Genomic DNA, 12161 nt, shown 5'->3' on the forward strand with positions numbered 1-12161 from the left:
AACATGTTGTCATCTTTAATATACCCTTGTAGTTCACCAGCCTGCGCACCATTCTTCATCTTAATGCTTTCATTGGTCGTAGGAATATTACCATCAGTATCTACCGATTGTTGTAGCGTGATGCTTGTTGAGGCGTTACTAACTGCTACGTTATTACGGTACAATCCCCATTTATCGACTGCCGTACTAGACTCTGTGAGTTTAAATGCTGGATTTTCAATGAGATTTCCCAGTTCTTGTTGAATGGCATTATATTGATTCGCTTCGTATTCTTGTCCCTGCTTGTCTACTTGATTTTGAGCAAGTTGCAAAGCATCTTGAAGCTTTGTCTTCTTATTGGAATTAATTAATTTTTCAACTTGTGCCTTCGCAGCGTCTATGTTTGCCTGAGTTGTTGTCAATTTAATGATCGCTGTATCTTTTGTATTATCCTTAAATAATTGGTCTACCGTTGTTTCTTCTGGTATATTATAATAATCGTTTATTGTTACATTCATTTCTCCAAGGTAATAGTCCGAGCCGTTCAGCCTTAAATTAATAACATCACCATATCTAATTTCAAACTCATTTTTATCAGTAGTGAAATAAGATGCTTTCAGTGTACTATTGTTTTGTACTTTATGGATGACTTTATTTTCAGCTTGAATACCACGCCAGTGATTAAAGTTGATACTTTCTTGGTTAACAAAACCGCTGTAACTAACTTCCATAAGAACACCTAATTGACCATCCCGAACTTCGTCTTTAATCTTAAAACTCCCTGGTGTGAACCAAGTGTTTGACCTTACGCCATAAACTCCTTCGTTCTTTCTTTCTGACACTGTGAACTCAGATGCCATTGCTGTTGTAAAAATGGGGCCCATAGGTACAACCAAACTTGTCGTTATAATAGCTGTAGCTGTAGCAAGACTTATGACTTTTTTTACTTAACACATTTTTCAATATTATTAGCTCCTTTTTAAATTCATTTTTAACGTAGTTTCATTATTTTAGCGATAGTCTAGCTAACATCACCTCCTTAACCTCTAAATTACAACAATTTCTTGTACGTTTCCAAACACTTTTCAAGTCTATCGTGCATTTCATTAAAAAGCCTCTTCTTAATTTTATTAATATCTGTCCAAATTTCTTAGCATTTAGATTGGATGGATTAAAATATAATTTTTTTATTCCTAATATTCAGTGTTCTGCTGTTAATTATTTGACTAGCTTTAGGACTTAACTCTGGCTTCGTTAAATTTAAATACGTCGCTAGTACATCTCTAGTAAAAAAATGCTGGAATAACTGTTTCTTTTTTTACGCAAATCGGCTAGAACGAAATGAGAGTAACGTAATCATCTTTTTGCTCTATTACATCCATTAATAGTACATTTATACATATATTTCCAATAGAGAAGGTTCATATAATTGAAGTAGTACAGATACTCTTCTTGAATTCGCATAACTCTATTAATACAATCTTTTTTTAAATTAGGAATTCTATAACTCCCTTATTGTTAGTAGCCAATGGATGAAATTCAACAAAATCAGAAACTGCCGAAAAATCAATCATAAACCCATCTACTAGGATTGCCTCAAATTTAGGTACAACTGCAAGTATAGAATACGAATCTCGTTCTTGATTGATTACTACACAATCACCTTTACTGAATACCACTTCTTCTTTGGTACTCTAGCAAAGTCTGCACCATGTATAAGCGCAAATAGCTTGTTTGCATAAAAATCATTTTGAATAACTGTACATCGTACAATTCTTTTGTTTAAAAAACAAAATTCTTACCTCCTATAAGAATTTTAACATGGGACAAATTTTTTTATTTTATCAAATGAAGGTCTTAGATAGTATTTTTTGTCGAAAAATCAATTTATTTGTGTCATTTTAAAAAACAAACGGCTTCTGGCAATTATTCCTTACAAGCTAAAATACCTAAACAAAATTTGTATCATTCTGATAGGTATTACATCCATCTGTAAATCGGCAGTGTAGAATGTAGATACATCGGCTTGGGTGAAATTTTCACGAACTTCCGTGTGATCTCTTTCGTCGCTATCCCAATTTGATCCACTTCATATCCGGCTTAGTAAAGTGCTAATTTCTTTGTAATAGATTCTTGTGTCATTCCAAGCATGGACAGAGCTATAAACAAATACTTTATTTCGCTTAAAAGGCTTATTAGTCATTAAAATCCCCTAATTTCCAAACCTCTAACTCCTTTTCTTGTGGGATATAGACTAATTCGGCCTCTTTAATTTTTGGGGGAACCGTATAATAACCATAACCAGTTATTTCCTTTCCTTTTGCAATTTCTTGCCCGAAATTATTGCCACTCGCCAGCGTGTATTTTTTCCCATCTATCTTTAAATAAAAATCACCTGCTCCAATTCCTATAGGCTGCGTTCCTTTATTTTTTGCATGTATTTTAATCTTTACTTTTTTTATTTCTAGGCACTTCTTTCATTTCTAACACTGTTATGTCTAGACTATTAATTGACTTCACTTTTCCAACATCTGTCTCGTTATTATTAATTGATGCGCATCCTAATGTAGCAGCCACGACCAATAGAAACATACTAAAAATAATCCATTTTTTCATAATTACTTCTCCATTCCTTTGATAGATTTGTTATAACTTTCCTCATGACTTATATTTCTATTTAACCACTAAAAACGCTGTTGTGACATTCATGTTTTTCAGCATAGACTGAAATTACTAGGTATCAAAGGGCAAGATATGTTGAGGACATACTACGTTATTTTGCTGATAACACAGAACTCCAATCTTACCATTCAACATCGTAGCCCTATCTACTATATATGCATGCTTGTAAATAAACGCATAGAGCAAGGCCATATTATTGCTATTGATTCTGATATCAAAAATTCCCGCATAGCGGACTATATGCAAACGCATATCAAACATTTAGCTCCTACTTTGTTCTGTTACTTGATACTTAGATAGCGAAACAGCTAATCAGCTGACTCCACAAGATAAAATCACTTTTATGAAATTGTGTAGCTTAGATAACTATACATACATGGAGGAAGCCGTTCTGCCATATAAGTTAGCAATAGACCAAAATTTAGAAGATTCTATCGATTTTTTTTACAACAGATTTTTACCGCCAATATTACAATTTTAAACTACATTAGTGCAGTTGCTCCCAATGTAGATGCTGTGGTTCAAAACTATATTAACAAGATTGAAAAATTAGATTGCCTCACATGTGCGAGTACATCTGTTTGGACTTCAATAAAATTGGGTTCAAGGTGCCCTCACTGATTTGTGTATAAATCGCCAATATTCTCCATATGAATACTGGAGGTAAAATCAGGTCCTTTTCCGCTTGGTTAATACTCCTAAAACGACTCGCTAAATCACCCAGCATCAAAAAGCTCTTTCATCATCCGGCTGGCTAAGATACTTCAGCTAATGCTCTAAAATAAGTTAGCTTAGGATTTGTATAAATAAAAGGATGCACATTAATTATTTCATTCGTAGATAGAAATTCTAAAACTTGTTCATCCTATTCAATAGCACCGATCCCTCTCAATAAAAAAATGAAAATGGTTGCACCTAGAAATCACTAATTCTTCATTACGAAACAGCACTATTTTTTCTTGACAATGGGGAAAAACGACGTATCAGTAAAAAAAACAAGACAATAGTATACTAGATTTCAAAAGTTACCTCTCTCCTATACCTGCCTGAGTCATCGTTTGATTCATCCTCCTTTAGTACATTCATTCTTAATTCATATAATAATCCATTAAATTTTTTTATTTTTTATCAAATGACTGCATACTTCTTCATTATGTGTCTATTTTTCAAATATATATTTCATTTGGAATGGTTATGATAAAGTGGACATAAAAAATAAGAGAATTTGTGGAATGTCAACAGAAAAGTGGACACTGAAATTAAGAGAATTCGTTGGAGACTTCAAATTCATAGGGAGTTAGGTAATTTAAACTGGAATGAACGCGCTTGTAATTGTAGTAACTTTCTAGATAATCGATAATATCTAGCTTCGCTTGCGCTTTTGTCTGGAATTGTTTGTTTGGAAGTATTTCGCGCTTGAATGATTTGAAAAAGGATTCCATCACAGCGTTGTCATATGGATTCCCCTTCCGAGACTGACTATGGGGAAAATGGTGTATTCTGGAATATTCATAAAAGCGATGACCTGTATATTGCGAGCCTTGATCTGTATGAATCAGAAGCCCATTTTTTGGCTTCTCTCGATGAAGTGCGACTTCTAGGCTGTCTATAACAAGGCTATCACGTAAATGCTCTCGAATAGCAAATCCTACACACTTACGTGTGCAACAATCAATGAAAACACTACAATATAACATGCCCTCTTGTGTTGGGACATAGCTAATATCCCCGAACCAAATTTGATTTGGCTTATTGGCATGAAAGTTTTGCTTGATTAGATTAGGATTGGCACATCTATCAGTTGCCTGCTTCTTGTATTTTCGCCGTTTCCCTTTGGTGTAAAGCCCTTGTTTACGAAGTAAACGACCAATTCGTTTGCGACTAACGGCAAGTTGGTGCTCCCGTTTTAATTCCACTTGTATTCGCAAGCCCGCTTAATAGATACTTTCTTCTTTCTCTTTGTTTGAATGTACCCATAAATCACATATGGTTTTGCTTGAGAAAGACCTGGAACTTTTTTAGGAGCTCTAGCTCCTCCCTTAATTTCTGATTTTCTTTCTCAAGGCGTTTGACTTCTTTCTGAGAAGCAAACTCACGACTACCATGACCTGGAAAAGCTCGTTCGCCATACTTTTCGTACTCCGAAACCCAACGGTACAATGTGTTTTCATGGATTTCTAGTTGTTTCGAGACAAATCTCACGGGATGTTTATCAACTAAAATAAGGCTAACAGCCTGAAATTTAAATTCTTTCGAATAGTTCTTTCTTTTCATTGGACATTTCCTTTCTCAAATTCTCTTATTTTTAATGTCCACTTTATTATAACCATTCCAAAATTGCGCAGGATATTGGACGCACACCGTCCACTGTATCGAGAGAAATTAAACGGAATACAATAACTACTAGCTACTCTGTGAATCAAGCCCAGCAAAACTATGTACGCCGACGCGAAGCGTGTCGTCGCAAAACGTTATTGAGCTATCCACCTATCAAACAAAAAGTACGCCATTTACTCCTTCAACATCAATGGTCTCCAGAACAGATTTCGAAACGACTACAGCAAGAAGACTCGCCAATTCAAATAAGCTATATCACTATTTATCGGGGGATTTATACCGGACAATTAGAGGCGCAGAAACTTCGTAAGGGAGAGCGCGGAATCGCAAGAAAACTACGTCATCATGGAAAAAAAAGGAATTCAACAGGCCATAACGAGACAAGAGGGAAAATTAAAATTTCTAATGCCATACATGTTCGTCCGAAGGAAGCCAATGAACGCACTTGTATCGGCCATTGGGAAGCAGATACTGTTTTGGATAAAACAGGACTTCCGTGTTTAATCACTCTAACAGACCGGTATTCTCGCTACCTCTTGGCAGAAAAAATACCGCTTAAAAAGGCTTGCTTTGTCACACCAAAGTTAATTGAAATGTTTCAGTAATTACCTAAACACAAAGTAAAAACAGTTACGCCAGATAGGGGCAAAGAATTCGCAAAACATGCAGAAGTAAGTAGGAAACTTGATGAACTTCCGTTCTATTTTGCCTATCCGCACGCTCCTTGGCAACGCGGAACAAATGAAAATACCAACGGTTCATTACGAGAATATTTTCCTAAAAACGAAGATATGGCGAAATACGATTCTCAAGAAATTAGGCAATTCATCTACAAATGAAATACAAGACCATGAAAATGCTTGGGCTGGAAAACGCCATATGAAGTCTTCTTTGATAAAGTGTTGCGCTTGACTTGACAATTCAAGGCATACAAAAGGCACCAAAACCTATAAGCTTTGACACCGCATGGATAATTAGTTCTATTTGCACTTTCAATTAAGGCTCCCTAGCTACGACCATAAAAATCGGTAAACGTCATTAACTTAGAAAATGTGTGCCACTTAAATCCAAAAATGACAAAAATAATCAGGAAACCTTAATATTTTCTTTCTGTTTTCTGTATCCCCTCTTTACCTTTTTGCAATAGACTAGAGATTGTAATAAAAATTACGATAGGAGATGAGAACATGCATGTAAGAAAACTTTTAACTGGTTTGTTGGCCGTTTTTGCGATAGCAATCTTGGTAGCATGCAGTGCGCCTGATAAAGAGAAGGCTGCTACCACTAATAAAGAGACAGAAGCTTTAAAAGCAGACACGAAATTCAAGTCCGAGATTGAAAAACTGGAAAAGAAATACGGCGCAACGCTTGGTATTTATGGGATGAATACGGAAAATAAGCAAACCATTAGTTACAACGCGCAAGAACGATTCGCCTATGCGTCGACTTTCAAAGCAATTGCTGGTGGAATATTACTTAAAAACCTAACTGACGATGAGCTGAATAAACGCTTTTATTTTTCAAAAGAGGATTTAGTGGACTATTCGCCGGTTACTGAAAAACATATAGATAGCGGGATGACAATGAAAGAGCTTATTCAGGCGGCCATGGATTACAGCGATAACACGGCAGCTAATATAATGCTTCGTGAACTAGGCGGACCTGAAGGCTTTAAAAAAGAGTTGCTCAAAATTGGTGATAAAACAATGTTACCAGTCCGTTATGAACCAGAATTAAATGAGGCTGTGCCAGGTGATACGCGTGATACAACGACACCAGAAGCAATGGCTAATAGTCTTTCTTTCCTATTAACGAAAGGAAATATGGCGGAAGATCGCTTACACCTTTTCAAACAAATGTTATTTGATAATACAACTGGCGATAATTTAATTCGTGCTGGTGTTCCAAAAGGTTATATTGTTGGAGATAAGACCGGCGCTGGCTGGTATGGTACTCGTAATGACATTGCGGCTATCTATAAAGACAAAGATGCAAAACCGCTAATTTGGGTTATTTACTCTAAAAAAACGGGCAGAGATGATGAATACAATGATCAATTGATAGCGGATGCGGCGAAAGTACTTAGTGATTATTTTTCTTTATAAATCGTTATAGAAATGGTGATTAGATGGCCTAGTTCGGCTTTCCTAATCACCATTTTTTATCATCTGTTTTGTTTCATGTTACGTAGTACGAGAATCGCTGTGGCAATCAAAATGACACCCATGACTGCTGGTGCGGCATGTCCGAGTGAAACATAAATGGCGCCGCCTAGAACTGGGCCGATAATTCTTGCTAGCGACTGGATAGATTGGCTGCCACCTTGAATCCTACCTTGTTCACTGGCATCAGCGGATTTGGACATCATCCCATTGAACGATGGTCCGAAGATTGAATCACCAAAACCGAATATGAAAATACCAATGATGAAAATGGATGCTGATGCGGCGATGGTTGATGTTGCTATAAAGGCGTAACCGATGAGTTCTGCTGTCATTCCGAGAAGTGCGATTTGCTTGTCACTGAGCTTTTTCAGGAGTTGCGGCATGATGAAGGCTTGCGAAATAATGTCTTGGAAGCCCATAATAGAAAATACGAGACCGATGAGCGCCGGTTTCCAACTGAACGTGTCAATCGTGAATTGAGATATGAGGGCTTGCATGGAGCCACTTGGAATCCATAGTAGAAATGCCGCGATAAGCAATCGGTTTAGATTTTTGATGGATAGAATATTGAAAAGTTGTAGAAATGGATTGAGGCGCATGGCGGTGATTTCTTGCAGTCTATTTTTAGCATCGAGACTTTCTGGCATGAAGAAATAACCGTAGATTATATTGAATAGCGCGATTGCTGCTCCAAAATAAAGTGGGGCGCTGTATCCGAAACTAGTCGCGAGGAGTCCGCCGATTGTTGGTCCCATGATGGAGCCTGCTCCTGCCACCGCGCTTACCCAGCCGAAATATTTGGTGCGTTGTTCAGCGGGCGTGATGTCGGCAAAGTAGGCGAAAATTGTGCTAATGCTACCTCCTGTGATGCCTTCGATGATACGTCCAGCGAATAGTACCCATAATGCTCCGCCAATACCGAATACGAAAAATCCAATCGTAGCTCCAAACAGGCTTATTAATAGAATTGGACGCCGACCGTATCGGTCACTTAAAGCTCCAAGTACGGGGGCTGAAAAGAACATACATACAGCGTAAACGGACATGAGTAATGTCACGATCAATGCTTGATCTCCTGGCTTAGGTATATAAGGTTGTACTAAAAAGGGGATAACAGGTGTGATAATGCTAAAACCTATTCCGATTAGAAATACAGAGATAAGCCCGAATACAAGGGCATGTTTAGTTGGAATTAGTTGTTTAGTTTGTGTCATTGTTTTTGCTCCTTACATGTCGTAATATTGTTTCTCTATCAACAATAACTCGTTTTTGTTTCCTTGTCAACAAATTGCCAAAAAAAATAAAAAACAGCCCTTATCTCAAAAATAGAGTGGAACTGTCTTAGTATTGATTGTGTTTCTTTATTTCGTTATCTAGATGTTTACTATATTTTTCGAGAAAGCATAGTACGCCATCAAATTGTTCCTCCGTGACTTGATCGAAAATGGCTTTATCGCGTGCTTGAAATTCTTGATGTAGCGTTTCATGAATGTCGAAAACTTCTCTTCCTTTTGATGTCAGACGGAAATAGATTTCTTTTTTATTATTGGCTTTCTGATAGCTTTCAATGAGGTTTTTTTCTATGAGTTTTTTTTGTTAACTTACTGATGGCACCCCGAGTCATGTAAAAAGATTCGGCAAGCTTAGTGACGTTTGGATCGTTATTTTTGCCGATGTATTCGACGCAGTGGACTTCGGATGATTTGTAACCTGCGAGACTCGTTTCCATCTTTGGCTTGTTCAGCGCTGCGATTTTGTTTAATACGTCCCTAACGCCAGACATAATCGCTTCTTCCTTGTTCATCGCCTGTCCTCCCATATGATTCATGCATTAAGGACATTATAGCCTGTTTTTGTTTCTTTTTCAACAATCATACAGGATCCGCAATCCACGTCTCTTTTAGTGGAACAACGATTGGTGGTACGGATACATCTCCGGATATCCGCTTTAAAAATTGACGCGTTCGTTCTTGTTTCGGTGCCCCAAATAATTCTGCGGGGCTTCCTTCCTCCACGACTACGCCATCTGCCATAAACAAAACGTGATCTGATACTTCTTTCGCAAATTGCATCTCATGCGTCACCACAACCATTGTCATGCCTTCCTCCGCGATTGCTTTTATCACCGACAAAACTTCTCCAACAAGCTCAGGATCAAGTGCAGAAGTTGGTTCATCAAACAGAATAACTTCGGGATTTAGGACGAGCGCTCTAGCAATACCAACGCGCTGTTGTTGTCCACCTGAAAGCTGGCTTGGATAAAAATCAAACTTATCGGCGAGTCCGACTTTTGCAAGGATGGCTTCGCTACGTGCGCGTGCTTCAGCTCTTTTTACTTTTTGTGCGATAATTAGACCTTCCATCACATTTTGAATCACGGTTTTATGCGCGAATAAATTGTAATGTTGAAATACCATCGCCGTTTTTTTACGCAACGCTAAAATATCCTTTTTCGTCGCTTTTTCAGTGGCAACCGTCACATTACCAATCTCGATTAGCCCACCGTTTGGTTTTTCTAAGTAATTGAGACAGCGCAAAAGTGTTGTTTTCCCTGAACCGCTAGGTCCTAGAATCGTGATAACCTCGCCTTTATTGATTGTTAAATCGATGCCTTTTAGCACCTCTTGTTTGCCGAATTGTTTTTTTAATTCCTTGTAAACGTATCATCCAATCCCTCCCTTGTTATAGGCTGTAGCTTTGCGGTCGATGAGTGACGCAATCAACTCAATCACAATGGTTACGCCCCAATAAAGCAGTCCCGCAGCAATGAATGCCTCAAGAAACTTCAAATTGCTGGACGCCACGATTTGTGCGGTCCCTGTGATTTCTTTGACCGAGACGAGAAAAGCGATAGACGATGCCTGTAAAAAGCCAACCGCGATATTCGTTAAATTTGGAATTGACTGCGCAAGTGCTTGCGGTAAAATAATGCGTGTCATCACTTGGAATTTCGTCATCCCAACCGAGGAGCCCGCCTCGATTTGGCCACTTGGTACAGCGATAATACCAGAACGAATAATTTCCGAAAGATAGGCTCCTGCGCTAAGTGACAACGCGATAAGTACAAAAATCGTAATCGGAACACCGTTGATGTTAAACGACCAATCATAGCGCTTCGCCAAATTATCGAGTAAGAGAGGTAAACCAAAATAAATCAACATGATATGCATCACAATTGGTGTCCCACGAACAAAGGACACATAACCATTCGCCACACGATGAACTCCCTTAACACGATAAATACGGGAAAGTGCAACACCAAACCCAATGAAAAAGCCAACAATAAGAGGTATAAATGTAAGTAATAAAGTAAGCGGTAACGCCGTCAAAATTTCTTTAAAGGCCTCCCAAATAAACGGAAAATCGAGTTGCATCACGTATCCACCTCCTCTTCTAGTCTAATGCCATAACTGTTGTCTTATGCCGGTTCGCGCGTTTTTCAAACAATTTTGCTACCTGTTCTAGAATCAATACCACCACATAATAAATAATTGAAAGTGCGATATAAACTTCCAGCGCATGGGCCGTAGCCGCAATCAGCGTCTCCCCGCGTCCCATCATGTCCATCAACCCAATCGTAAATGCCAATGACGTATCTTTCAGTGAACTAATGACCGAATTCGCCACATTGGGGAACGCAATACTAACACTTTGTGGCAACACAATCCGGAAAAAGCTCTGCACCGGGCTCATCCCAACAGACATCGCGGCCTCCGTTTGTCCATAATCAACGCCCTTAATCGCACTTCGGAAAAATCTCCGAAAAAAAAAATTGCCCCATCCCTAAGCGCGTAGGTCACAATTACAAAATATGCCGGCGCCATTCGCGAAATATCAAAACCAAACACAAGCAATAATGCGGGTAAACCGTAAAACACTAAAAATAACTGAATCAGCATCGGTGTTCCGCGAATAAAGGAAAGGAATACGATTACCAGCTGGCTCAAAACCGGCACCCGAAACAAGCGAATTACAGCCAAAACTAGTCCCAAAACCAGCCCAATCACCGTTGCATAAAGCAAAACCTGCAACGTTATCATCAAATATTCCAGCAATGTCGGAATAAAGTCAAAAATCAAATGCCAATCAAACGCCTTCCCCATCTGCGCCCCACCTCTTATTCTTTAACATGTAAAAACTACATCTCGCTTAGGAGCCATTTTAAAAATCTACCGTATAGTCAGCACCCAACCATTTCTTGCTCAACTTACTAACCACACCTTCCTCTTTTAGTTCCTTCAATGCACCGTCCAAATCACCTGACAGCTGCGATTCATTTTTGCGTAGCAAGAAAAAAACCTTCGAATTTAGCACCGGTTCCCCGACCACTTTTTGTTGCGCGTCCGCTTGCTCGTTCAATAATTTCACCGCAAATGGAGTCGTAATTGTAGCATCCGCACGCCCAGTTCGAATCTGATTCGTCGCATCATTATTCCCAGTTCCCGAATACACGATATTAATTTTATCCCCATGCTCCTTATTGTATTTCTCCAAATAAACCGCCGAATTGCTCGTTGCACTAACAATCGCCGTTTTCCCTGCAAGATCCGCAACCGACTTAATATCCTCATTCTTCTCGTTCACCGCAACCTGTAGCGGAAAAATATTATATGGCTCCTTATTAAATAAAAACTTCTCCTCACGCTCATCATTCACTTCCATTTGGTGCGCTACAAAATCGATTTTATTCGTTTGCAAACTCAATAATAAATTGGAAAAATCCATCGTTTTAAACTCAAACTTGTACTGTGGTAACTTCTTATCCAATGCCTTTACAAGCTCCACATCATACCCTGTTAAATTTCCCTTATCGTCAATAAAGCAGATATTCGGAAATTGCGTACCAGTTCCAACGACAACCGTCTTAACATCTTTACCATCTTTCGTTAGCGCATCACTTGAAGCACCAGTATCTGCCCCAAGCCCGCAACCCGCCAGCAAAACACCACTTAACACAACCAATACCCCACCTAAAGCCCACTTCTTCATCCAATCTCC

10 protein-coding genes and 4 pseudogenes are annotated in these 12161 nt (G+C 38.6%); 2 read left to right on the top strand and 12 right to left on the bottom strand.

Going from position 1 to position 12161, the window contains the following annotated elements; all coding sequences use genetic code 11:
• The 6 genes from PROCOU_RS14840 to PROCOU_RS17595 form a co-directional block, all read right to left on the bottom strand.
• Window positions 1-863: toxin Cry1Ac domain D-VI-related protein (locus tag PROCOU_RS14840; RefSeq protein ID WP_036073887.1), on the bottom strand; the 863-nt coding region annotated here is incomplete at its 3' end.
• 603 nt (window positions 864-1466) lie between these two features.
• Entirely contained in the window at window positions 1467-1658 is a 192-nt protein-coding gene (locus PROCOU_RS14845) for a hypothetical protein (RefSeq protein ID WP_036073889.1), read from the bottom strand.
• 516 nt (window positions 1659-2174) lie between these two features.
• The gene (locus PROCOU_RS19380) at window positions 2175-2441 is read right to left on the bottom strand and encodes a DUF4352 domain-containing protein (protein WP_077913484.1); all 267 of its coding nucleotides are present in this window, start codon (window positions 2439-2441) and stop codon (window positions 2175-2177) included.
• On the bottom strand, window positions 2422-2595 hold the full coding sequence (locus PROCOU_RS17845) for a hypothetical protein (protein ID WP_159101240.1): 174 nt from the start codon (window positions 2593-2595) through the stop codon (window positions 2422-2424). Before PROCOU_RS17845 ends, PROCOU_RS19380 begins: the two co-directional genes overlap by 20 nt.
• 1325 nt (window positions 2596-3920) lie before the next feature.
• A complete protein-coding gene (locus tag PROCOU_RS17315) occupies window positions 3921-4577 on the bottom strand; it encodes an IS3 family transposase (protein WP_051994440.1) in 657 nt (218 codons plus the stop codon).
• 64 nt (window positions 4578-4641) lie between these two features.
• Window positions 4642-4935, bottom strand: a complete 294-nt coding sequence (locus PROCOU_RS17595; RefSeq protein ID WP_036073895.1) for an IS3 family transposase — start codon at window positions 4933-4935, stop codon at window positions 4642-4644.
• A 140-nt stretch (window positions 4936-5075) separates the two neighbouring features.
• On the opposite strand from PROCOU_RS17595, the pseudogene PROCOU_RS16815 reads away from it, so the two are divergent.
• Both PROCOU_RS16815 and bla read left to right on the top strand, forming a co-directional pair.
• Window positions 5076-5837, top strand: a pseudogene (locus tag PROCOU_RS16815) (IS30 family transposase).
• 348 nt (window positions 5838-6185) lie between these two features.
• Window positions 6186-7103: a class A beta-lactamase gene (gene bla / locus PROCOU_RS14870; protein WP_036073897.1), complete on the top strand. Its 918-nt coding sequence runs from the start codon at window positions 6186-6188 to the stop codon at window positions 7101-7103.
• Between the two features lie 59 nt (window positions 7104-7162).
• On the opposite strand, the gene PROCOU_RS14875 is transcribed toward bla, so the two are convergent.
• The 6 genes and pseudogenes from PROCOU_RS14875 to PROCOU_RS14900 form a co-directional block, all read right to left on the bottom strand.
• On the bottom strand, window positions 7163-8377 hold the full coding sequence (locus PROCOU_RS14875) for an MFS transporter (protein WP_036073899.1): 1215 nt from the start codon (window positions 8375-8377) through the stop codon (window positions 7163-7165).
• A gap of 127 nt (window positions 8378-8504) precedes the next feature.
• Window positions 8505-8967, bottom strand: a pseudogene (locus PROCOU_RS14880) (MarR family transcriptional regulator).
• 67 nt (window positions 8968-9034) lie between these two features.
• Window positions 9035-9830: pseudogene (locus PROCOU_RS14885) on the bottom strand (amino acid ABC transporter ATP-binding protein).
• Window positions 9827-10537 (bottom strand): amino acid ABC transporter permease, encoded by a 711-nt coding sequence (locus tag PROCOU_RS14890; RefSeq protein ID WP_036073901.1) that lies wholly within the window; start codon window positions 10535-10537, stop codon window positions 9827-9829. The pseudogene PROCOU_RS14885 and the gene PROCOU_RS14890 overlap by 4 nt, the downstream one beginning before the upstream one ends.
• Window positions 10538-10556: 19 nt before the next feature.
• Window positions 10557-11266 (bottom strand): annotated as a pseudogene (locus PROCOU_RS14895) (amino acid ABC transporter permease).
• 58 nt (window positions 11267-11324) lie between these two features.
• The gene (locus PROCOU_RS14900) at window positions 11325-12152 is read right to left on the bottom strand and encodes an amino acid ABC transporter substrate-binding protein (protein WP_036073903.1); all 828 of its coding nucleotides are present in this window, start codon (window positions 12150-12152) and stop codon (window positions 11325-11327) included.
• Window positions 12153-12161 lie beyond the last annotated feature (9 nt).

This window comes from Listeria rocourtiae FSL F6-920 (assembly GCF_000525975.1).
In the GTDB taxonomy this organism is placed as follows: domain Bacteria; phylum Bacillota; class Bacilli; order Lactobacillales; family Listeriaceae; genus Listeria_A; species Listeria_A rocourtiae.

Coding starts and splice junctions, on each gene's coding strand:
- PROCOU_RS17845 (WP_159101240.1), bottom strand. CDS start 2,595: ATGAAAAAATGGATTATTTTTAGTATGTTTCTATTGGTCGTGGCTGCT.
- PROCOU_RS14875 (WP_036073899.1), bottom strand. CDS start 8,377: ATGACACAAACTAAACAACTAATTCCAACTAAACATGCCCTTGTATTC.
- PROCOU_RS17595 (WP_036073895.1), bottom strand. CDS start 4,935: ATGAAAAGAAAGAACTATTCGAAAGAATTTAAATTTCAGGCTGTTAGC.
- PROCOU_RS14890 (WP_036073901.1), bottom strand. CDS start 10,537: ATGCAACTCGATTTTCCGTTTATTTGGGAGGCCTTTAAAGAAATTTTG.
- bla (WP_036073897.1), top strand. CDS start 6,186: ATGCATGTAAGAAAACTTTTAACTGGTTTGTTGGCCGTTTTTGCGATA.
- PROCOU_RS14900 (WP_036073903.1), bottom strand. CDS start 12,152: ATGAAGAAGTGGGCTTTAGGTGGGGTATTGGTTGTGTTAAGTGGTGTT.